General features: G+C 70.6%; 21 protein-coding genes and 1 pseudogene. 11 read left to right on the top strand and 11 right to left on the bottom strand.

Annotated elements, in window-relative coordinates; translation table 11 throughout:
• Positions 1 to 5 precede the first annotated feature (5 nt).
• From iolD to HQQ78_RS14025, 6 genes are all read right to left on the bottom strand, one after another.
• Entirely contained in the window at positions 6 to 1,904 is a 1,899-nt protein-coding gene (gene iolD / locus HQQ78_RS14050; RefSeq protein ID WP_173154201.1) for a 3D-(3,5/4)-trihydroxycyclohexane-1,2-dione acylhydrolase (decyclizing), read from the bottom strand.
• Positions 1,901 to 2,827, bottom strand: a complete 927-nt coding sequence (iolB, locus tag HQQ78_RS14045) for a 5-deoxy-glucuronate isomerase (RefSeq protein WP_173154199.1) — start codon at positions 2,825 to 2,827, stop codon at positions 1,901 to 1,903. The genes iolD and iolB overlap by 4 nt, the downstream gene beginning before the upstream one ends.
• 74 nt (positions 2,828 to 2,901) lie before the next feature.
• Positions 2,902 to 4,434: a CoA-acylating methylmalonate-semialdehyde dehydrogenase gene (locus HQQ78_RS14040; RefSeq protein WP_159825738.1), complete on the bottom strand. Its 1,533-nt coding sequence runs from the start codon at positions 4,432 to 4,434 to the stop codon at positions 2,902 to 2,904.
• Complete coding sequence (locus HQQ78_RS14035) at positions 4,431 to 5,354, bottom strand: deoxyribose-phosphate aldolase (RefSeq protein WP_173154197.1); 924 nt, start codon at positions 5,352 to 5,354, stop codon at positions 4,431 to 4,433. The genes HQQ78_RS14040 and HQQ78_RS14035 overlap by 4 nt, the downstream gene beginning before the upstream one ends.
• On the bottom strand, positions 5,347 to 6,321 hold the full coding sequence (gene iolC, locus HQQ78_RS14030) for a 5-dehydro-2-deoxygluconokinase (RefSeq protein WP_123571060.1): 975 nt from the start codon (positions 6,319 to 6,321) through the stop codon (positions 5,347 to 5,349). The genes HQQ78_RS14035 and iolC overlap by 8 nt, the downstream gene beginning before the upstream one ends.
• Before the next feature lie 40 nt (positions 6,322 to 6,361).
• Entirely contained in the window at positions 6,362 to 7,810 is a 1,449-nt protein-coding gene (locus HQQ78_RS14025; RefSeq protein ID WP_371740427.1) for a sugar porter family MFS transporter, read from the bottom strand.
• A 169-nt stretch (positions 7,811 to 7,979) separates the two neighbouring features.
• Between HQQ78_RS14025 and HQQ78_RS14020 the strand changes: the two genes are divergently transcribed.
• Positions 7,980 to 8,633, top strand: coding sequence for a hypothetical protein (locus HQQ78_RS14020; protein WP_173154195.1), 654 nt, complete (start codon positions 7,980 to 7,982; stop codon positions 8,631 to 8,633).
• 52 nt (positions 8,634 to 8,685) lie between these two features.
• On the opposite strand, the gene HQQ78_RS14015 is transcribed toward HQQ78_RS14020, so the two are convergent.
• Positions 8,686 to 9,210, bottom strand: coding sequence for a hypothetical protein (locus tag HQQ78_RS14015; protein WP_173154192.1), 525 nt, complete (start codon positions 9,208 to 9,210; stop codon positions 8,686 to 8,688).
• A gap of 264 nt (positions 9,211 to 9,474) precedes the next feature.
• Here HQQ78_RS14015 and HQQ78_RS14010 point away from each other — a divergent pair, with 264 nt between their 5' ends.
• Complete coding sequence (locus HQQ78_RS14010; RefSeq protein WP_173154189.1) at positions 9,475 to 9,870, top strand: phage holin family protein; 396 nt, start codon at positions 9,475 to 9,477, stop codon at positions 9,868 to 9,870.
• A gap of 106 nt (positions 9,871 to 9,976) precedes the next feature.
• Positions 9,977 to 10,759 carry an aquaporin Z gene (gene aqpZ, locus HQQ78_RS14005; protein WP_173154186.1) on the top strand — a complete coding sequence of 261 codons (783 nt, stop codon included), beginning with the start codon at positions 9,977 to 9,979 and terminating at the stop codon, positions 10,757 to 10,759.
• Between the two features lie 141 nt (positions 10,760 to 10,900).
• Here the strand turns inward: aqpZ and HQQ78_RS14000 are convergent, their stop codons facing one another.
• On the bottom strand, positions 10,901 to 11,638 hold the full coding sequence (locus HQQ78_RS14000) for a FadR/GntR family transcriptional regulator (RefSeq protein WP_267659096.1): 738 nt from the start codon (positions 11,636 to 11,638) through the stop codon (positions 10,901 to 10,903).
• A gap of 184 nt (positions 11,639 to 11,822) precedes the next feature.
• Here HQQ78_RS14000 and HQQ78_RS13995 point away from each other — a divergent pair, with 184 nt between their 5' ends.
• The 7 genes from HQQ78_RS13995 (at position 11,823) to HQQ78_RS13965 (ending at position 18,654) form a co-directional block, all read left to right on the top strand.
• Positions 11,823 to 13,217: an MFS transporter gene (locus HQQ78_RS13995; protein WP_371740429.1), complete on the top strand. Its 1,395-nt coding sequence runs from the start codon at positions 11,823 to 11,825 to the stop codon at positions 13,215 to 13,217.
• A gap of 121 nt (positions 13,218 to 13,338) precedes the next feature.
• On the top strand, positions 13,339 to 15,075 hold the full coding sequence (locus HQQ78_RS13990) for a dihydroxyacetone kinase family protein (protein WP_173154180.1): 1,737 nt from the start codon (positions 13,339 to 13,341) through the stop codon (positions 15,073 to 15,075).
• 35 nt (positions 15,076 to 15,110) lie between these two features.
• Positions 15,111 to 15,599: a ribose-5-phosphate isomerase gene (locus HQQ78_RS13985; protein WP_056260280.1), complete on the top strand. Its 489-nt coding sequence runs from the start codon at positions 15,111 to 15,113 to the stop codon at positions 15,597 to 15,599.
• Positions 15,596 to 16,465 (top strand): triose-phosphate isomerase, encoded by an 870-nt coding sequence (locus HQQ78_RS13980; RefSeq protein ID WP_371740430.1) that lies wholly within the window; start codon positions 15,596 to 15,598, stop codon positions 16,463 to 16,465. Before HQQ78_RS13985 ends, HQQ78_RS13980 begins: the two co-directional genes overlap by 4 nt.
• Positions 16,462 to 17,271: a sugar phosphate isomerase/epimerase family protein gene (locus tag HQQ78_RS13975; RefSeq protein ID WP_371740431.1), complete on the top strand. Its 810-nt coding sequence runs from the start codon at positions 16,462 to 16,464 to the stop codon at positions 17,269 to 17,271. Before HQQ78_RS13980 ends, HQQ78_RS13975 begins: the two co-directional genes overlap by 4 nt.
• The gene (locus HQQ78_RS13970; protein ID WP_173154177.1) at positions 17,264 to 18,184 is read left to right on the top strand and encodes a phosphogluconate dehydrogenase C-terminal domain-containing protein; all 921 of its coding nucleotides are present in this window, start codon (positions 17,264 to 17,266) and stop codon (positions 18,182 to 18,184) included. The genes HQQ78_RS13975 and HQQ78_RS13970 overlap by 8 nt, the downstream gene beginning before the upstream one ends.
• A 158-nt stretch (positions 18,185 to 18,342) precedes the next feature.
• Complete coding sequence (locus HQQ78_RS13965; protein WP_173154174.1) at positions 18,343 to 18,654, top strand: Dabb family protein; 312 nt, start codon at positions 18,343 to 18,345, stop codon at positions 18,652 to 18,654.
• 61 nt (positions 18,655 to 18,715) lie between these two features.
• Here the strand turns inward: HQQ78_RS13965 and HQQ78_RS13960 are convergent, their stop codons facing one another.
• From HQQ78_RS13960 to HQQ78_RS13955, 3 genes and pseudogenes are all read right to left on the bottom strand, one after another.
• Positions 18,716 to 19,471: a hypothetical protein gene (locus tag HQQ78_RS13960; protein WP_254065139.1), complete on the bottom strand. Its 756-nt coding sequence runs from the start codon at positions 19,469 to 19,471 to the stop codon at positions 18,716 to 18,718.
• A 174-nt stretch (positions 19,472 to 19,645) separates the two neighbouring features.
• A pseudogene (locus HQQ78_RS16480) lies at positions 19,646 to 19,726 on the bottom strand (DUF2510 domain-containing protein); the annotation flags it as partial.
• 252 nt (positions 19,727 to 19,978) lie between these two features.
• Positions 19,979 to 20,269: a hypothetical protein gene (locus HQQ78_RS13955; RefSeq protein WP_173154171.1), complete on the bottom strand. Its 291-nt coding sequence runs from the start codon at positions 20,267 to 20,269 to the stop codon at positions 19,979 to 19,981.
• A 148-nt stretch (positions 20,270 to 20,417) separates the two neighbouring features.
• Between HQQ78_RS13955 and HQQ78_RS13950 the strand changes: the two genes are divergently transcribed.
• A complete protein-coding gene (locus HQQ78_RS13950) occupies positions 20,418 to 20,849 on the top strand; it encodes a hypothetical protein (RefSeq protein ID WP_173154168.1) in 432 nt (143 codons plus the stop codon).
• Positions 20,850 to 21,536: the final 687 nt, after the last annotated feature.

The raw sequence follows: 21,536 nt of genomic DNA, 5'->3' as shown, positions 1-21,536 counted from the left end.
CGGTGTCAGCCGAGCAGCGGGCGCTGCGCGGCCCGCTGCTCGCGGTAGTCGGCCAGGGCGGCCTCGGTGCTGTCGAGGGTCGAGACCTGCGCGACCGGCACGTCCCACCAGCCCTCGCCGTCCGGGGCGTACACGAGCGGATCGCTGTTCACGTGGATGAGCGTGCTCGTCGACGACCCCTTGGCCGCGGTGAGGGCTGCGGAGAGGTCGGCGACCGCGTTCGGCGTCGGTTCCACCTCGACGACGTCGAGCCCGTAGCTGCGGGCGTTCATCGCGAGGTCGACGGGCACCACCTCGGTGCCCTGGAAGTCGAGGGAGTCGGGATCGAGCTTGCGGTAGAGCGTGCCGAAGCGTTCGGCCCCGACGGTCTCGGAGAGGTGGCCGATCGAGGCGTAGCCGTGGTTCTGGACGAGCACCACGATGATCTTGATGCCCTCGGCGACGGCGGTGACCAGTTCGGTGTGCAGCATGAGGTACGAGCCGTCACCGACCATGACGATGACGTCGCGGTCGGGTGCACCCCTCTTGACGCCGAGGCCACCGGCGATCTCGTAGCCCATGCACGAGAACGCGTACTCGACGTGGTAGCCGAGCGCGTCGCGCACCCGCCACAGCTTGTGCAGGTCGCCGGGCAACGACCCGGCCGCCTGGACCACGACGTCGGTGGGGTCGCTGGCCGCCTGGACGGCGCCGATGATCTCGGGCTGGCCGGGCAGGGCCAGCCCGGACGGCTGGAAGGCCTCGTCGACGAGGACGTCCCACCTCGCCTTCTCGGTGGCCACGCGAGCGGAGTGCTCGTCGGGTACCCGGTGCCCGGCGAGCGCCTCGGCGAGGGCGTCGAGCGTCTCGCGGGCGTCGGCGACGACGGGTAGCTGGGAGCCGTGCTTGTAGGCGTCGAACGACGTGACGTTGACGTTGACGAACCGCACGTCGGAGTCCTGGAAGGCCGTCCGGGAGGCGGTGGTGAAGTCGCTGTACCGCGTGCCGATGCCGATGACGAGGTCTGCCTCGGCGGCGATGCGGTTCGCGGCCGTCGTGCCGGTGGCACCGATGCCCCCGAGGTACTGCGGGTGGTCCCAGGCGAGGGACCCTCCGCCGGCCTGCGTCGTGCCGACGGGGATGCCGGTCGCCCGGGCGAAGGCGTCGAGCTGTTGCTCGGCGCCCGAGTAGAGGACTCCGCCGCCGGCGACGACGACGGGGCGCTTCGCGGCCTTGATCGCGGCGACGGCGCGTTCGAGCGGTCCCCGCTCGGGGACGGGGCGCCTGACGTGCCACTCGCGGGGTTGCAGGAATTCGTCGGGCACGTCGAGCCACTCGGCCTGGACGTCCTCGGGCAGGGCGATCGTGACGGCGCCGGTCTCGGCCGGGTCGGTCAGCACGCGCATCGCGGCGAGCGCGATCGAGAAGAGCTGCTCGGGCCGGTCGACGCGGTCGAAGAACCGCGACAGCGGCCGGAACGCGTCGGTCACCTGCAAGGACGTGTCGTGGGGCAGCTCGATCTGCTGCAGCACCGGGTCGCTGACCCGGGTGGCGAAGGTGTCGCTCGGCAACAGCAGGGCGGGCAGCCGGTTCGTCGTCGCGAGCGCGGCCGCCGTGAGCATGTTGGCGGCACCGGGACCGACGGAGGCGGTGCTGGCGTAGGTCGCGCGCCTCCGGTGCATGCGGGCGTAGCCCACGGCCTGGTGCACCATCGCCTGTTCGTTGCGGGCCTGCAGGTACGGCATGAGCCCCGGGCGGTCCACGTGGTACTGCTTGAGCGCCTGGCCGACCCCGGCCACGTTGCCGTGGCCGAAGATGCCGAACATGCCCGGGATCGTGCGCTCTCGCACGACGCCGTCGACGGTCCACTGGTTGGCGAGGAACTCGACGAGTGCCTGGCCGACGGTGAGTCTCTTCGTCGTCATCGACGCGGTCCTTTCGAGGGAGCGGTGGGGAGGTAGGGCAGCCGGGGGTCGGGGGCCTGGGACTCCCAGCCGGCACGGACCCACCCGTGGGCGGGGTCGTCGGTGATCAGCCAGGCGCGCTCGGGGTCGGGCCCCGCCATGACGTTGAGGTAGTAGAGGTCGTAGCCCGGGGCGGCGACGGCGGGGCCGTGGTACCCGTACGGGACGAGGGCGACGTCGCCGGTGCGGACCAGCTCGTTCACGTCGATCGGCCCCGCAGGTGAGCCGTACGTGGCGAACATGCCGAACGGGTCGGCCTGCTCGGGGGCGTCGAGGCCGCGACCGACGGCGGATTCGAAGTAGTAGATCTCTTCGAGGCGGGACTCGGTACCGGGCACGGCCTCGTCGTGCTTGTGCGGAGGGTAGGACGACCAGTTCTCGGCGGGGGTCACGACCTCGCAGACGATGAGCTTCTGGGCGTGCAGCCCGTCCGGGGTGCCGAAGTTGTGCACCTGGCGGGTCGACCGGCCGGCACCGCGGATCTCGACGGGGATGTCGTCGCGACGGAGCACCTGCACGTCGAGCACCTGGTCGGCCGGTGCCTCGGCGACCGCGACCCGACCGTGCCCGGTGACCACCGCCTTCGTCCGGACGCCCAGGTAGGCGACGTCGGCCGGCCCGTCGAAGACGGACGCCCGCCCGGCGAGCTCGACGGTGCCCGACCCACCTCGGTCGTCACTCCACTCGATCACGACGTCACCGGCCAGCGGGACCACCATGCGCTCGACCCCGCCGGCGGCGAGGGTCGACGAGACACCGTCTCGCAGCTCGCCGATGCGCAGGCCGGTGTGCTGCCAGCCGGCGAGGTCGCCGTCGACGACGGTCTGCCAGCCGTCGCGGGTCAGGTCGCCGCGGGGGAAGAACCAGCGGGGTTCGTCGTTCATGTCGTCCACCTCATCATCGAGCGGAGCGGCCCAGGGGCCGCGGGGTACTGCCTGGGGACAGATCGGGTGTGCCGTCAGTTCTGGGGGAAGCCCAGGTCGACGCCACCGTGGCTGGGGTCGAGCCACCGGGACGTGATGGCCTTCTCGCGGGTGAAGAACTCGAAGCCCTGCAGGCCGTAGGCCTTGTCCGAACCGAAGATGCTGTCCTTGAAACCGCCGAACGAGTAGTAGGCGACGGGTACCGGGATGGGCACGTTGATGCCGATCATCCCGACCTCGATCTCGGCCTGGAAACGCCGCGCCGCGCCTCCGTCGTTGGTGAAGATCGCCGTTCCGTTGCCGTAGGCACCGGCGTTGATGAGGGCGACGCCCTCGTCGTAGGACGCGACGCGCACGATCGACAGCACCGGCCCGAAGATCTCTTCGGTGTAGACGCGGCTCGTGAGCGGCACCTTGTCGATCAGGGTGGGCCCGAGCCAGAAGCCGTCGGCCTCGCCGTCGACCTCGATGCCTCGACCGTCGACGACGACGTCGGCTCCGTCGTCGAGGGCGATGTCGATGTAGCTCGCGACCTTGTCACGGTGCTGTTCGGTGACGAGGGGACCCATGTCGCAGCTGCGGCGACCGTCTCCGACGGTGAGGCCGGCCATGCGCGAGGTGATCTTCTCGATCAGCTCGTCGGCCACGGGTTCGACCGCGACCACCACGCTGATGGCCATGCAGCGCTCACCGGCCGAGCCGAACCCGGCGTTGATCGCACTGTCGGCGACGAGGTCGAGGTCGGCGTCGGGCAGGACGAGCATGTGGTTCTTTGCTCCGCCCAGGGCCTGGACGCGCTTGCCGTGCTTGGCGGCGGTCTCGTAGATGTACTGGGCGATGGGCGTCGACCCGACGAACGAGATGCTCTTGACGTCGGGGTGCTCGAGCAGACCGTCGACGGCCTCCTTGTCGCCGTGGAGGACGTTGAAGACGCCCTCGGGCAGGCCGGCCTCGGCGAAGAGGCGGGCGAGGAACATGGCGCTCGACGGGTCTTTCTCGGACGGCTTCAGGACGACGGTGTTGCCGACGGCGATGGCGATCGGGAAGAACCACATCGGCACCATGGCCGGGAAGTTGAAGGGGCTGATGATGCCGACCACGCCGAGCGGCGCCTTGGTCGAGTAGACGTCGACCCCGGTGGACACCTGCTGCGAGAACTCGCCCTTGATCAGGTGGGGGAACCCGGTCGCCAGCTCGACGACCTCGAGACCGCGGGTGATCTCGCCGAGGGCGTCGCTCAACACCTTGCCGTGCTCGCTCGTGAGGATCTCGGCGAGCTCGCCCTTGCGCTCGTTGAGCAGCTCACGGAAACGGAACATGATCTGCTGCCGCTTCGTGATCGAGAGGTCGCGCCAGGCGGGGAACGCGCGGTGGGCCGAGGCGACGGCGGCCTCGATCTCGGAGGCGTCGGCGAGCGAGACGTCCTTCGTCGCGACGCCGAGGGCCGGGTCGTAGACGGGCGCGGTGCGGCCGCTCGTGCCGGGCACCTCGACGTTGTCGATCCAGTGCGCGACCAGGGGGCGATCGGTGGCGGTGGTGCCGGTGTGCGTGCTGGTGGTGCTGGTCATCGTTCTGCCGATCCGTTCGTGGTCGAGGGTGCGTGGACGAGCCCGGCCGCGTGGTCCACGGCTGCGGCGACGTCGTCGTCGCTCGGGTAGAGCAGGGTGCGCCCGACGACGAGCCCACGGACGCCCGGGAGCGCGAGGGCCGCGGCCCAGCGGGCGTAGGTGTCGGCCGGGTCGACGGCGGGGTCACCGCCCAGCAGCAGGGTGGGCAGGGTCGTCGCCGCCATGACGCGTTCCATGTCGTCGACGACGGGCAGCTTGAGCCAGCTGTAGGCGGAGGATTCGCCCAGGCCCGACGCGATGGCGACCGACTTGATGACGGCGTCGGCCGTCAGGTCGTTCGTCACCCGTCCGTCGACCCACGAACTCATGAAGGGCTCGAGCATGATCGGGAGGCGCAGCCTGGCCGACTCGGTCACCGCGCGTGCCGTCGCGGCCAGCGTGGACGCCGTGCCGGGGTCGTCGAGGGCGACGCGTACGAGCAGTTTGGCGAAGTCGAACCGGGAGTCGGCGATCGACGCGGCCGAGTACGCGGTGAACCGGTCGTCCAGCTCGAACGTGGCGCCCTGGAGACCACCGCGGTTCATGCTGCCGACGACGACCTTGCCGTCGAGCGCGCCGAGCAGGGCGAGGTCCTCGAGGATGTCGGGCGTCCCGAGCACCCCGTCGACGCCGGGTCGGCCGAGGGCGACGACCAGGCGACGGAGGAGGTCGTACCGGTCGGCCATGGCGCTCGAGTCGCCTCGGACGCCGAGGGCACCCCGGGCGGGGTGGTCCGCCGCGACGATGAAGAGGCGTCCGTCCGCACCCAGCGGTGCGGGTCGCGTCCGGGCGGCGAGGATCTCGGCCACCCGGTGCGGCTCGGCGGCCCGGAGGGTTCGGAGGCGCTCGAAGTCGAGGACCGGGGCGGTGCGATCAGACATGGTGCGCCTCCTGGAGGACGGCCTCGACCTCGGCGGTGGTGGGCATGGCGGTGGAGCACTCGAACCGGGTGGCGACGATGCCGCCGGCCGCGTTGGCGAAACGCAGGGTGCGATCGAGCGACCACCCCTCGATCAGGCCGTGGCAGAGGGCGCCCCCGAACCCGTCGCCCGACCCCAGGCCGTTGATGACCTGGACGAGGTGCGCCGGCACCTCGATCCGCTCGTCACGCGTCTTGGCGAGGACGCCCTTGGGGCCCTGCTTGACGACGGCGAGTTCGACGCCCCGGTCGAGGAGGGCGTCGGCCGCCCGCTCGGGCTCGGTCTCGCCGACGGCGATCTCGCACTCTTCGCGGTTGCCGACGGCGACGGTGACGTGCTCGAGAGCGCGCCCGACCTCTCGGGTGGCGACCTCCGGGCTCTTCCAGAACATGGGTCGGTAGTCCAGGTCGAGGATCGTCAGCGGACGACGACCCCGGGCCTGCCAGGCCACGTGGTGCGCCTGTCTGCTCGGTTCTTCGCTGAGGCCGGTGACCGTGGCCCAGAAGACCGTGGCCTTCTCGACGGCGGCGAGGTCGAGCGAGCCCGCGGTGATCATGAGGTCGGGTGCCTTCGGCTGCCGGTAGAAGTACAGCGGGAAGTCGTCGGGCGGGAAGATCTCGCAGAACGTGACGGGGGTGTTGAGCCCGTCGACGGTCGAGACGAGCCGGGTCGAGACGCCGAGCCGCTCGAGCTCTCGGACGATGTAGCGACCGAAGGGATCGTCGCCGGTGCGGGTGACCACCGCGGACCGGCGGCCGTGACGAGCGGCGGCGATGGCGACGTTGGTCGCACTGCCGCCGACGGATTTGCTGAAGGTCTCGACCTCTTCGAGCGGGACGCCGGACTGCTGCGGGTAGATGTCGACGCCCACGCGGCCCATGGTGAGGACGTCGTACGGAGCGGTGTCGTTGTCGGTGTGGTCGGTCATGACGTGGTCGTCCTCTCGAGAGCGTGGCGTGCGGTCGCGGTCACTTCTTGCCGTTCTTCACGACGTAGATGGCACCGGTGCTGAAGTCCTCTTCGAGCTGCTCGAGCGACCGCCCGTTCGTCTCGGGCACCTTCTTCACGGCGAAGAGGAACGACCCGGCGTTGAGCACGGCGAAGATGAAGAACGTCGTCGAGATGCCGATGCCGGCGACGAGGATCGGGAAGAGCAGGCTGACGGCGAAGTTGGTCAACCAGAGGATGAGCACCGTGAGCCCCATCCCGACGCCGCGCAGCTTGAGCGGGAAGATCTCGCTGAGCATCAGCCAGACGAGAGGGCCGATGGTGCCCTGCATGGTCCCGACGAAGCCGATGACGAAGATCAGGACGACGATCGCGCGGCCGAGCCCCTCAGGGATCAGCAGCGACGACAGGCCGATCAGCAGGTGGAAGATCGTGACGCCGGCGAAGCCGGCCATGAGCATGGTGCGCCGTCCGACCTTGTTGATGATGCGCAGGGCGACGAGCATCGCGACGACGGCGATGACGCCTGCCCCGACGTTGGCGATCAGGGCCCCGCTCTGCGAGAAACCGGACTGCTGCAGCACCTGGGTGCCGTAGTACATGATCGAGTTGATGCCGGTCAGCTGCTGAGCGACGGCCAGGCCGATGCCGATGAACAGGATCTTGCGGAGCCAGGGCTCGGCGATGAGGTCGGCGAGGCGGGCGCTCTTGGCCTCTTTCTCCTCGTCGGCCAGGAGGCGCACCTCGGCCATCTCGGCCACCGCGCGGTCGTCGGCACGGATCTGCTTGAGCACGGCGAGCGCGTCGTCGTCGCGGCCCTTGGCGATGAGCCAGCGAGGGCTCTCGGGGACACGGAACATGCCGATGAAGAGGGCGATGGCGGGCAGCACCGCGACGGAGAGCATGTAGCGCCACACGTTGTCGTGCTCGCCCCAGACGCTGCCGATGACGGCGTTGATGGTGAAGGCGGCGAGCTGCCCCGAGACGATCATGAGCTCGTTGCGACTGACGAGTCCGCCGCGTTGCTCGGTGGGGGCGAGTTCGGCGAGGAACACCGGAACGGTGACCGAGGCCCCGCCGACCGCGATGCCGAGGAAGAACCGCGCCCCGGTGAGGAACTCCCACGTGGGGGCGAGCACGCAGGCGAGCGCGGCGAAGAAGAACAGGATGGCCAGGGTGTTGATGGTCGGCTTCCGCCCGAAGGCGTCCGAGATGCGCCCGATGAAGAACGCCCCGACCGCGGCCCCGATGAGGATGGCCGAGACCATGACGCCCTCGCTGGCCGGCGTGAGCCCGAGGCTCTCCTCCATCGAGTCGAGCGCGCCGTTGATCACGCCCGTGTCGTACCCGAAGAGCAGGCCACCGAAGGTGGCGATGACCGCGACGGTGCCGAGACGCTTGGTGTGCGGGCCCGAGACCAGGGCGGGAAGAGCTACTCGGGGCGAACTGCCCGATGTGTCGGTGACCACGATTCCTCCATTGGTTGTGGTTACAGCTTCCCGCGTCGGTGCGGGTCGTCGCCCTGCAACGGCAACAGGACGAGGCTAGCCATGTCCGTATGTCCTGTCAATCGGTCATGCGTGGACCACCCACTCGAGTCGGACGGGAGAGGGACTCGCGCGTCCCTAGACTCGGAGCATGCCTTTCGACGAGTGGTACGACGACGAGACACGAGAGGCCGCGACGGCCCGCGTGCTGCAGCGGCGGATGACGAACCCCACCGACCGCAACGTCCTCACCGTCGTCGCGGAGGAGTTCAACGTCCCGCGGCAGACCCTCAGCGACTGGGTCGACGAGGCCTCGCCCGAGTCCGCCAAGCCGAAGCGCAAGCCCCGCCCGAAGTTCTCGCAGGTCGTCAAGACCACCAAGGAGGCGCGAGTCGAGTCCCCCGAGGACGACGAAGCGATCGACGCTCCGCAGCCCGCCGCACCTCCGGAGCCCGCGAGCGAGCCCGAGTCCGACGCACAGACAGAGTCCGTGCCGCAGGCCGAGGTCGTTCCGCAGACCGAGGTCGCGTCCGACCCGGAGGCCGACCCGCAGCCGGAGCGGGAGCGGGAGCCGGAGCCCGAGCAGGACCCCTGGGCGGCGTCCGATCCTGCCCCCGAGCCCGAGCCGACGCTCGAGAGCCAACCCGGCCTTCAGCCCGAGCCGGCATCCGTGCCCGCACCCACACCCACACCCACACCCGCCGCACCCGCCGACAGCCGCCTCACCGCCCTCGAGGCCGAGGTCGCGGCTCTCCGCGCCGGCAACCGCGCGCTCGTCGAAGCCCTCCGCATCCTGGTCGACTGACGACGCCGGTCGGCGCCTGGCCGACCCGGGCGACGACCACGGGGCCGCCCGGTCACCGTCGTCGTGGTGACGGCCTCGACCTCGTGAACCGGGCCTGGCGCCGGTCGGCCGCGCGCGCCTCCCGGGGGAGGCGGTAGCCGTCGCGGTAGACGCCGACGACGTCGAGGGCGACGCCCACGAGGGAGCGGACGGCGGTGCGCCGCTCGCGCGAGCCGTACCAGTTGCGGTGGAGACGCCACAGCTCGACGATCCCCCGCACGAGCAGTCCCCCGCCGAAGAAGACGGCGGCGATCCAGGCGATGCCGGTCGAGCCGAAGGCGACGACCGCACCGATGCAGACGACCAGCGTCACCACGAGGGTGATCATCAGCGTGCGCGGGCTCGGCAGCTGTCGGCCGTGCTCGCCGGTCCAGTAGGACGACAGCAGGTAGACGGCGTCCTCGCGGGAGCGTCCGCCGTGACGCAGCCGGTCGACGGCGGCGTCGGTGCGCGCGAGTCGGTCGGGCCCGTCGGCCTGGCGCACCGCGGCGCTGGTCGACGCGACGATGCGGATGACGGGAGGTTCGCGTCGAGCCACCAGGCCATCTTGCCGCACGCCGCACGCCGCACGCCGCACGCCCGACGCCGTCCGCCGTCCGCCGGACAGGCCCGCGCTGTCCCCCGCCTGGCCGCTTCGCGAGTGCCTGCCGACCCGAGTCTGCAAGCTCGCTGGAGGTCGATGACGGGTGGGCTGCCGCTCGCGTCCGAATGGTGTGTCACCGAGACACAGCGCGTCCGCACTGCGGCACCGCGATCCCTGGCCACCGACCCGAGTGGCCGCGCCGAGAGAAGGACGACCACTATGAGCGACGACGACAAGCAGGCCGACTCGGGCTTCGCCGGCAGGTTCCGCGACCAGCTCGGCAGCCGGGCGATCGAGCCCCTCATCAAGGCCGTGCGCGCCGAACTGAGGTCGGCCCGCGACGAGGTCGCCGGTCGGGCTCGGGACGCGCGATCGGGCGTCGTGTTTCTCGCCGTCGGGGCCGTCCTGGCGATCGTGACCGTGATCCTCCTGGCCGGCACCGCCGTCGCCCTGCTGGCCCTGGCCCTGCCCCTCTGGGCCGCCGCGCTCATCACGTTCGCGGCCTTCGCCGTCGTCACCGCGGTGCTCGTCGCCGTCGGCCTGAAGGGCGTCAAGCGGGGCGTCCCGCCGGTCCCGGTCGACACGGTGAAGAACCTCACCTCGTCGTCCGACTAGCCGCCGGCCCCTCCGAACCTGGCCCCGGCCCGACCCGGCCCCGTCCCCACCCGACCCCGTCCCAACCCACCCCAACCCGACCCAACCCCACACCAGGGAGTCCCCCATGCCTCGCACCACACCCGCCAGCCGGTCCACGAAAGAACAGCGCACGCAACACGCCGAGACCTACGCGTCCCTCGCGCGGTACGCCTCCGAGGCGTTCGGAGCCTTCCTCCTCGTCGTCGGAGGCGTGGGCACGGCCGTGTTCGCGTCGTCGTTCCCGGACGACGGCAACGCGCTCGGGGTGGGCTTCCTCGGCGTGGCCCTGGCGTTCGGCCTGAGCGTGATGGCCGGCATCTACGCCGTCGGCCACATCTCGGGCGGCCACTTCAACCCGGCCGTGACGGTCGGCTTCGCCCTGGCCCGTCGGACCCCGTGGTCGAGCGTGCCCGGCTACGTCGTCGCGCAGCTCGTCGGGGCCGCCGCCGGAGCCAGCGTCGTGGCGCTCGTCGCCGCCGACGGCCCCGCCGGCTACTTCGCCGCGGCCCGGGACTCGGGCTTCGCCTCGAACGGCTTCGGCGCGTCGTCGCCCGGCGGTTTCGGCCTCGGAGCCGTCCTCGTCACCGAGATCGTGCTGACGGCCGTGTTCGTCGGCGTGATCCTCTCGGTAACCGCCAAGAACGAGTACAAGGCCCTGGCGCCCCTGGCCATCGGCCTGACCCTGACGCTGATCCACCTGATCAGCATCCCCGTGAGCAACACGTCGGTGAACCCCGCCCGCTCGCTGGCGGCGGCCCTCTACGGCGGCCCCGACGCCCTGGCCCAGGTCTGGGTCTTCTTCGTGGCGCCCCTGGTCGGCGGCGCCCTGGCGGGACTGGCCCACCGCGTCCTGCGCCGTCGCGCCTGACGGCCATCCGAGCGGCAGGGAACGCAGGAGGCGCGGGTCGCGTGACCCGCGCCTCCTGCGTCCTCGTGCGGTGACGCCGGTGCCGACCGACTCTCGAGCGGAGGTGACGACGACGTCGCGTCGCCCGTCGAGGGCGACGACCTAGACGACCGTGGCGCTCCGGACCCGGTCGGCGGCGGTGGCCATGTGGTCGCGCATCGCGGCGAGCGCGGCGTCGGGATCGCGTGCCTCGATCGCGCGGAAGACGGCCCGGTGTTCGCGGTACGCGGCCTCGGCCTGGTCCTTCTCGGTGAGCCCCCGTTCGACCCAGAGGCGCAGCAGCGACCGGGTGCTCTGCAGGAGGTCCTTGAGCACGACGTTGTCGGCGCTGACGGCGATCTGCAGGTGGAACCGGATGTCGGCCTGGAGGAACGCGTCGAGGTCCTCGAGCGAGTCGGCCATCACCTCGATGTACCCTCGCAGGGCGTCGACGTCGGCGTCGGTGGCCCGCTCGGCGGCGTAGGCGGCGGCCTGGATCTCGAGCCCGCCCCGGACCTCGATGAGCTCGCGCGTGCGTGCCGCGTTCAGCATGAGACCCCAGCTGAGCGTGGTCGGCAGCAACTCCGAGGTCTGGTCGCGCAGGTAGGTGCCCGAGCCCGGACGCACCGTGACGATGCCGAGGATCTCGAGGGCGGCCAGGGCCTCTCGGACGGCCGACCGCCCGACGCCGAGACGTTCGGCGAGCTGCCGCTCGGGGGGGAGGCGCGACCCGGGGGTCAGTTCGCCGGCCGTCAGGAGGGCCACGAGCTGCTTGACGACCTCGCTGACCGCGGTGCCGCGCGGGACCATCTCGAGCTCGAGATCGAGGCTCGTGGGGTCGCTCTCTGGGTATGCCGGCACGGTGCGAGCTTAGTCAGCGGGGCCCACGGGTCCACCTCTCGAGGCACTCGCGCCGCTCCGTCCCGCCGCTCAATTGGTCAACCGGTTGACAGATATCGACGAAAAAGGCACGATGGTCCCTGCACGCCACCGGCATCGGTCGAAGGCGTCATCCAACAACGTCGTTAGATCCGAAGGAGTCGATGTGGACACCACCACCCGAACGAGCGCGCCACAGAGCGCGGTCGAGAAGTCCGCGATCAAGAAAGTCGCCGTCCGGCTCGTCCCGTTCGTGGCGTTGATGTTCTTCATCAACTACCTCGACCGCACCGCCATCGGCTTCGCGGCGCCGAACGGCATGGAGTCCGACCTCGCCCTGTCGGCCGCCCAGTTCGGCTTCGCCTCCGGCGTGTTCTTCATCGGCTACATCCTGTTGGAGGTGCCGTCGAACCTCGCCCTGCACAAGTTCGGTGCCCGCAAGTGGCTCGCCCGCATCATGGTGACCTGGGGCATCGTGGCGTTGCTCTTCACCTGGGTGCAGAACTTCGAGCAGCTCGTCGCGCTGCGCTTCCTGCTCGGCGTCATGGAGGCCGGCTTCTTCCCCGGCGCGATCCTCTTCCTGAGCCTGTGGGTGCCGGCCGCCCACCGCAGCAAGATCCTCGCCCTCTTCTACCTGGCGCAGCCCCTCACCACCGTCATCGGTGCCCCGCTCGCCGGCTGGTTGATCAGCCACGACGGCGTCTTCTTCGGCCTCGAGGGCTGGCGCTTCATGTTCATGGGCGTCGCCATCCCCGCGATCGTCGTCGGGATCGTCGCCTGGTTCTACCTCAAGGACAAGCCCGCCGACGCCAAGTGGCTCACCAAGGAAGAGCAGGTCTGGCTGACCCAGGCGCTGGTGAAGGAGGCCTCGACGAAGACGGGTGCCGTCTCGACCACCGGCAAGCACCCGGGCCTCGGCGTCGTCTTCAAGAACGGCCGCGTCTGGATGCTCTCGTTCATCTACTTCGGCTTCATCTACGGCCTCTACGCGCTCGCGTTCTTCCTGCCCACCATCATCGGCGGCTTCCAGGAGCAGTTCGGCACCGAGTTCACCGTCACCCAGCGCGGCTTCATCACGGCCATCCCCTACGTCCCCGCGGCCATCGCCCTGTACTTCTGGTCGCGTGACGCCTCGCGTCGCGGCCTCAAGACCTGGCACATCGTCATCCCCGCCGTCGTGGGCGGTCTGAGCATCCCGCTGGCGCTCTACGCACAGTCCCCCGCCCTCACCATCGCGGTGATCGCGGTCACCGCCATGGCGATCTTCGCGGCCCTGCCCAACTTCTGGACCCTGCCCACGCAGTTCCTGACCGGGGCCGCGGCGGCCGCGGGCATCGCGCTGATCAACACGGTCGGCAACCTCGCCGGCTTCAGCGCTCCGTACATCACGGGCCTGGTCACCGACGTCACCGGCGACTACCGGGCGCCGATGTTCATCGTCGGGTTCTTCATGCTCCTGTCGGCCGCACTGATGATCGCGCTCAGCCGGATGAAGAAGCCCGAGGGCACCCTCAGCCCCCGCGAGCAGGCCGACCTGGCGGCGACCGCCGGGCTCGACTGACCGACGCTCACCCCCTTCCCCCCGCGGGGCCCGGACGATCACCGATCCGGGCCCCGCCCCCTCCGCACCCCGTCGCCGTGCCGTCGCGCCGTCGACCGGACCACCGCCTCCTGGAGTTCTCATGACACGCCTCTTCAACGATCCGGGCGACTTCGCCGACGAGATGATCGACGGCTTCGTGGCCGCCAACCAGCGCTGGGTGCGACGGGTGCACGGCGGCGTGGTCCGGGCGACCCGCTCGGCCCCCGGCAGCGTCGCGCTCGTCGTCGGCGGTGGCTCGGGTCACTACCCGGCCTTCGGCGGACTCGTCGGACAGGGGCTCGCCCACGGCGCCGCCCTCGGCAACCTCTTCGCCTCGCCCTCGTGGCAGCAGGTCAGGTCGGTCGCGAAGTCGGCGCAGAACGGCGGGGGCGTCCTGCTCAGTTACGGCAACTACGCCGGTGACGTCCTCAACTTCGACAAGGCCCAGCAGAAGCTGATCGACGAGGGCATCGAGACCCGGACGGTCGCCGTCACCGACGACATCTCGAGCGCGTCGATCGCCGACAAGCACAAGCGTCGCGGCATCGCCGGCGACCTCACCGTCTTCAAGTCCGCCGCGGCCGCCGCCGAGGAGGGCGCCGACCTCGACGACGTCGCCCGCGTCGCCGTCAAGGCGAACGAACGCACCCGCAGCGTCGGCGTGGCGTTCTCGGGCTGCTCGCTGCCAGGGGCCGACGAACCGCTCTTCACCGTGCCCGAGGGCCGCATGGCCGTCGGCATGGGCATCCACGGCGAGCCCGGCATCGGCGAGACCGACGTCCCCACGGCGGACGGCCTCGCCGAGCTGCTCGTCGAGGCGCTGCTCGCGAGCGACGAACTGCCCGACGGGGTCGACGAGGCGCGCGGGCGCAAGGTGGCCGTGCTCCTCAACGGACTCGGCTCGGTCAAGTACGAAGAGCTCTTCGTCGTCTACGCCCGGGTCGACGCCCTGCTCCGCGAAGCGGGCGTCGAGGTCGTCGAGCCCGAGGTCGGCGAGCTCGTCACGAGCTTCGACATGGCCGGCGTCTCGCTGACCCTGTTCTGGCTCGACGACGAACTCGAGCGCCTCTGGGCGGCCCCGGTCGACGCACCCGCCTACAAGAAGGGCTCCGTCGACGTCGCGTCGCGGGCGGACGACGCCGAGCAGGAGGCGCAGGTCGCCATCGCGATCCCGCCCGCGACCCCGGCGTCCCGGCAGGCCGCCCAGCTGGTGCTGAGCGCCCTCGAGGCGGTGCGGGCCACGGTCGAGGAGAACGTCGACGAGCTCGGACGCATCGACGCCGTCGCCGGGGACGGCGACCACGGCATCGGCATGCAGCGCGGGGTCCACGCCGCCGTCGCCGCCGCCCGCGAGGCCGTGCTCGCCGGTGCGGGGGCGGGCACCGTCCTCGACCTCGCCGGCGACGCCTGGTCCGACCGTGCCGGGGGCACCTCCGGGGCCCTCTGGGGTGCCGCCCTCGCGAGCCTCGGCGCGGCCGTGGGCGACGAGGCGGCCCCGGACCGCGCCTCCGTGTCCCGCGGCGTCTCCGCCGCGACCGAGGCGATCCTCGAGTTCGGTGCCACGGTCGGCGACAAGACCATGATCGACGTGCTCGTCCCCTTCGACGCGGCCCTCTCCGCGGCGGTCGACGACGGGGCCGACCTCGCCACGGCCTGGGCCACCGCGGCCGAGGTCGCCGTGACGGCGGCCGCGGCGACGGCCGACCTCCTGCCCAAGATGGGCCGCGCCCGGCCGCACGCCGAGAAGAGCCTCGGCACGCCCGACGCCGGCGCCACCTCGCTCGGGCTCATCACGCGGGCCGTCGGACGCGTCCTCGTGCCGCAGCCCGCCGCGTGACCCCTCCCCCCACACCCTCCACGAAAGGCACCACCATGGCTGACCAGCTGCGCATCGTCGTCGGATCGGACGACGCCGGGTACGACTACAAAGAGGTCCTCAAGAAGGACCTCGAGGCGAACGACGGCGTGGCGAGCGTCGCCGACGTCGGGGTCGCCGCCGACGGCCACACCGCCTACCCGCACGTCGCCGTCGAGGCGGCCCGCATGGTCGCCGACGGCCGCGCCGACCGCGCGATCCTGATCTGCGGCACCGGGCTCGGCGTCGCCATCGCGGCCAACAAGGTGCCCGGCATCCGGGCGGTGACCGCGCACGACACGTTCTCGGTCGAACGCGCCGTCCTCTCGAACGACGCCCAGGTGCTCTGCATGGGCCAGCGCGTGATCGGCGTCGAGCTCATGCGCCGCCTGGCGAAGGAGTTCCTCACCTACCGCTTCGACACCTCGAGCGCCTCGGCCGAGAAGGTCGCGGCCATCTGCGGCTACGACGGGTCGGGCGAGCCCGTCGGCATCGACGCGGCGTGAGCGATCCGGTGACCGCCCCCGTCCGGCCCTCCCCGGCCCGCTTCACGATCGGGGTGAGCCTCAAGATGTACTTCTCGCACGCGAGGACCCTCGCGTGGAGCACCGAGGTGGCCGAGATCGCGCGGCGCCACCCGGCCGTCCGGCGGGGCGTCGTCGACCTGTTCGTCGTGCCGACGTTCCCGTCGCTCGTCCCCGTGCAGGAGGCGCTGGCCGGCACCTCGGTCCGCCTCGGTGCCCAGGACCTCGCGACCGACGACTCGGGCGCCTTCACGGGCGAGGTGAGCGGCGCCGAGCTGGCCGAGATCGGCTGCACCCTCGCCGAGATCGGCCACGCCGAACGGCGGACGCTCTTCCACGAGGACGACGCGGTCGTCGCGGCCAAGACGGCGGCGGCGCTGCGCCACGGCATCACCCCGCTGCTCTGCGTGGGCGAGGCCGACGAGACGTCGCCCGCCCTCGCCGCGCTCGAGGTGACGCAGCAGATCGACCTCGCCCTGGCGGCAGCCGACGAGGCCCGCCTCCCGGGTGCCCTCGTCGTGGCGTACGAGCCGCTCTGGGCGATCGGCGCACCGGTGCCGGCGTCCGCGGGCCACATCACCGCGGTGGTCGCGGCCGTCGAGGACCACCTCGCCGGGCTGGCCGATCGCGCCGGCAGCCGGGTGATCTACGGCGGCAGCGCCGGTCCGGGGCTGCTGACCGGTCTGGGCGGCCGGGTCCGAGGGCTGTTCCTCGGTCGCTTCGCCCACGACGCCTCCGCGGTGGAGCGCATCCTCGACGAGGCGCTCGCACTCGCGCTCGATGAGGCACCCGCACTCGACGAGACGCCGGCCCCCCACACCGCACGCCGGGACGGGGTGACCTCGTGATCGGCCTCAGCACCTACGCGTACTTCTGGCGGGGCAGCGACCTCGTCCCGCAGCCGATGACGCTCGACGACATGCTGCGCGACACGGCCGCGCAGGGCGTCCGGCTGTTCCAGATCTGCGACCACGAGGCCCTGACCGGCTACACCGACGAGCGGCTCGCCACGCTGCGCGACCTCGCCGACGAGCTCGGGCTGACGCTCGAACTCGGCACCCGGGGCACCGGGCCGACCGTCCTGCGGACGTGGTTGCGTCTCGCGGTCGCGCTGCGCGCCTCCTTGGTCCGCAGCATGTGGACGGCGGGCGACGACCGTCCCGATGCGGCCGAGACCGAGCGTCGGCTGCGCGAGGTGCTACCCGAGTACGAGGAGGCGGGGGTCACCCTCGCCCTCGAGACCTACGAGCAGGTCGGTTCGACCGAGCTCGTGGCCGTCGTGCAGACGGTCGCCAGCCCGAGGCTCGGCATCGTGCTCGACCCGGCCAACACCGTCGCGAACCTGGAGCACCCGGCCGACGTGACCGCGCGCTGCCTGCCGTTCGTCGCCAACTGGCACGTCAAGGACTTCGCCTTCTCACGGAAGGACGGCTGGGTCGGCTTCGCGCTCACCAGCACGCCGCTCGGCGAGGGCCGCCTCGACTACGACGGCATCCGTGCCGCGCTCGACGCCCGCGACGGCGGCATCAGCCCTGTCAACCAGGTCGTCGAGCACTGGCTGCCCTGGCAGGGCGACCCCGAGACCACCACCCGGCTCGAAGCCGAGTGGACGACACGAACCATCTCTCAGCTAAGGAGCAAGAACAATGACTGACACCCTCGACACGACCGCCCCCGAGAGCACCGTCACGTACGCCGACGGCCAGGGCTCGTCCGACGTCACCGTCGCCGTCATCGGCGCCGGCGGCAAGATGGGCCAGCGCGTCTCGAACAACCTCGCCAAGAGCGCGTACACGACCCTCTACAGCGAGGCGTCGCCCGCCGGCGTCGAGCTGATCGAGTCGCTCGGCCGCACGGTCACCGCGACCGACGTGGCCGTGGCGGACGCCGACGTGGTGATCCTGGCCGTGCCCGACGTCGTGCTCGGCAAGGTCTCCGAGCAGGTCGTCCCGGCGATGAAGACCGGCGCCGTCATCCTCACCCTCGACCCGGCCGCCGCCTACGCCGGCCTGCTCGCCGACCGTGAGGACATCCACTACGCGGTGGCGCACCCCTGCCACCCCAGCGTGTTCCTCGAGCGCACCACGAAGGAGGAGTGGGCCGACACCTTCGGTGGCGTGGCCGCCCCGCAGGAGGTCGTCGCCGCGCTCGAGGGCGTGGCCGAGGACTCGCCCGTCCGCGAGCTCATGACGCAGGTCATCTCGACGATCTACGCACCCGTCATCGCGGTGCACTACGTGACGGTCAAGCAGCTGGCCGTGCTCGAGCCGACCCTGGTCGAGACGATGGCCTGCATGATCGGCGCGTTCCTCAAGGAGGCGCTCGAAGAGACCGTCGACGGCGTCGGGGTCCCCTACGAGGCCGCCCGCGCCATGCTCTACGGCCACACCTGGATCGCGCTGACGAACGGCCTGCGCGGCTCGAACCCGTTCAGCGACGCCTGCCACATCGCCATGGACTACGGCCGCGAGTCGATCGTCCGCGATGACTGGAAGAAGATCTTCGACGACAGCCAGCTCGACTCGGTCATCGCGCGCATGCTGAAGATCGACGCCGTCCGCCGCTAGGCCGCGACGCCGGGAACGCAGGAGGCGCGGGTCGCGTGACCCGCGCCTCCTGCGTTCTCGCGTGGTGCGGTGGTCGCCCGGGCCGGCCGCCGGGACGACGCCCGTGTCAGGATCGGGTGACCTGCCGCGGCGAGCGGCGGCGACGAGGGGATGCGCGGATGGCGGACACGGACGAGATCGTGCACGTGGTGTTGGTGGAGTGGGCCGAGGGGGCCCCGGCCGACGTGGCCGAGCGGGCGACGCGGCTGTCGACCGAGCACCTCACCGGCATCGACGGCGTGTTGTCGGTGTCGAGTGGCGAGAGCGTCAGCCCCGAGCAGCTCGAGGCCGGCTTCGACTGGATGCTCGTGGTGCGCTTCCGTGACGCCGCGGCCCGCGACGGCTACCTGCCGCACCCCTCGCACCAGCCGGTGGCGAGCTACCTCGGCGACGCGTCCGCCCGGGTCGTCGTCTTCGACGTCGCGGCGTAGCGCCTGGCCCAGGAGGCGCGGGTCGAGTGACCCGCGCCTCCTGCGTTTGCCGCGTTCGCGGCTAGAACGCGATGTACTCGCCGTTGTCGTAGAGGACGAACGACTGAGCGGCCTCGGGCACGATGTAGGCCGTGTACCCCGTGAAGGCCGAGCCGGGATAGAGCTTCGGCCCATCACTCATCGACGGCATCCCGTCGCCGAAGATGATGTATTCGCTGTCGTATCGGTTGCCCTCAGGCGTCGCCAGCGAGAGGTCGTACGACGCCAGCGACGGCTCGACGCCATCCGGGTCGATTCCCGTCATGGCGAGTTCTGCGACGACGTACTTGAAGCCTGCGGGGGCTTCCTCGTTGAACATGTTCCACTGCGCGACGAGTGCGCCGGCGTTCGCGTCCACGATCTTCGCGGTCAGGCTGTACTTCTCGCCCCCGAGGAACCCCTTGGCGACGTAGGGCTGGGGTGCCGGGTTCTCGATCGTGCCGGTGGCGGCCGGTGCCGCACTCGCCGCCGGCTCGGGCTCGGAGGCCTCGGGCGCGGGCGCTTCCTGCGTCGGCTCGGCAGGTTCGCTGACCTCGGTCGTGGCCTCGGCGGTCTCGATCGCGCTTGCTTCGGTCGCCGTCGTGCCGGGGCCTGCCAGAGCGGCGGACGTCGCGATGATGCCCGTGAGCAGGGCGACACTACCGAGGGCAAGGCCCGTGATGGCGGCGTTCTTCTGCTGCTTCTTGACGAGAGCAGAGATGCCCAGAGCGACGCCGCCGAGTGCCAGCAACAGGCCGAGCACAGGGACGAGGCCTGTGAGGAACGCGGCGATTCCCACGAAGAGAGCTCCGAGAGCCAGCTTCCTGGACCGAGCCCCCGGCGCAACGCCGTTCGGCTGGGCGGGCGAAGCCTGCTGCCCGTCAGGCCCCGGCTGGGCGGGCGGAACCTGCATGGCGTCGGGACCCGGGGCGGGCATCGACGGCACCTCGGCGACCATGGGGGCTGCGTCGTGCCACCGCTGTCCATCCCAGTAACGCGGCTCGTTGTTGGCGTGCGGTGCCGGGTACCACCCGGCGGGCGTCTCGTGAGGCAAGTGTCTATCTTTCGGGTCGGGTCGACAGGGGCGTGCAGCTACGTCGGACGTCCGTCGAGGGATCGTCGCGGAGCCTGGTGGAGTCCGAGCGGGGATGACTGCACCAGAAGGTCAGGAGTCGGCGATCGGGAGTTCCTCGACCGCTTCATCACTGCCTGCTCGCGTCACCATAGCGGAAAGCGAATAATCCTCGCAGCCCCCCCGTTCGCGCCCGTCAGCGCTGGGTGACCTGTGCCTCTTGAGGGTGCTTCATCACCGGCGATCGCACGACGTCGATCCGGCGGTAGGTACACCTCCGGCCCTGACGGCATCACTGATGGTGCTGCCGGGGTGGGCTTCGCGATAGGCGCGGACCTCGGCAGGGTCGACGTCACGCTCGGGGCGCCGGGACGGGCGGCCGAGGACGCTCTTTCCGACGAGGAACGCCGAGGCGAGGGCGGCCACGACCAGGAGCATCCCGACGGTGCGGTCGGCCGTGAAGAAGACGACCAGGGCGATCGTGGTCAGGGCGAGCGAGGCGAGGGCGCGGAGCCAGTTCGTCATGAGAAGCACTGCTCCTTCATCTCGGTTCTGATCGGTCGGGAGAACGCTAGGACGCTCGCGCCGGTCGATGCCAGTCGATTGACGTGATGCCCAGGAACACCGCTCCGCCCGTGATCGCACGACGTCGATCCGGCGGTAGGTTCATCTCATGAAGGTCCTGGCTGGCATCGTGACCGCGCTGCTCGTGGTGTCGGTGCTGCTGGTGCTCGCCGTGCGGGCCGACCCGGACGTGCCGCTGTCGTTGTCCGGGGCCGACGCACGCATCCCGTACTGCACGACCTACGAGCCGGTGGTCGCCGTCGACCTGTCGACCGAGACGCTGCCGGCCTGTGCACCGCACGGGGTCGAGCTGCGCTTCCCCGACGGAGTCGTCTTCGACCTGCCCGACGAGCCCGGAACCGGGGCCATGTCCTCCGGAGGCCACGACTACACCTACGTCGACGTCGGGGCGTTCGGCATGTACGCGTCTCGGGCCGACCACGCCTGCGAGCACGTCGAACAGTGGGGCACCCCCGAAGCCATCCGACGCGTCAGCGAGGCCTTCGGCGACGACTACGCCTGCGTGCCGGACCAGCAATAGGCCCCGAGGCGCAGGCTAGCTGGTAACGAGCACTTCTAAGGCTGCCACCTCGGAGTTCAACCTGCCATCCCAAATCGTCGATGCAGAATCATGAGCATGACACCGCTCCGGTGTCGTACGCCACAACGTTAGATTCGTTATTGAAGTTACGGCCAGGCCTGACGCCAAATGCTCCCCGAAATTAGTCCTCGCCATACCAACTAGATGCCCCCTAGTCTCGCCTCCACACGGCGTACGGAATTGAGGCTGGGCATGGTAAATCACGTTCTAGTTTTCGGCGAGCAAATGGTGGCGTTATTCCCGACAGGAATAACCCTGCTTGCCCTTTCGCAGATGTTCGGCATAGTGAGTGCGGCGAGCGTGATCGTGACCGTTCCCGTGGCGATCGTTTCGCTCCTTCGAGTTGTACAACAGAGGCGCAGCGAGTCGCTCCTCCGAGTCATCGGGGAACTCCGAGACGATGAATTCCGCGCACTGGCGAGAACCGTCTACACGCACTTCCCCGTTCCGAGAGAACGTGACTTGCCTGAACGCTTGGTTTCTTACATTCAGGATCGGCATGAACTGTCGGAGGAAGCAATCGACAGTGCGATTCAACTTGTAAACCGCCTTAACAACATTGCGGCCCTTATCGAGCAGGGGGCAGTACGTGAGCGGGATCTGCACGGACAGACTCACCCAAGAGTC

It is taken from the genome of Frigoribacterium sp. VKM Ac-2859 (genome assembly GCF_013204925.1).
Classification (GTDB): Bacteria; Actinomycetota; Actinomycetes; order Actinomycetales; family Microbacteriaceae; genus Frigoribacterium.
This window is presented reverse-complemented; position numbering and strand designations above follow the sequence as displayed.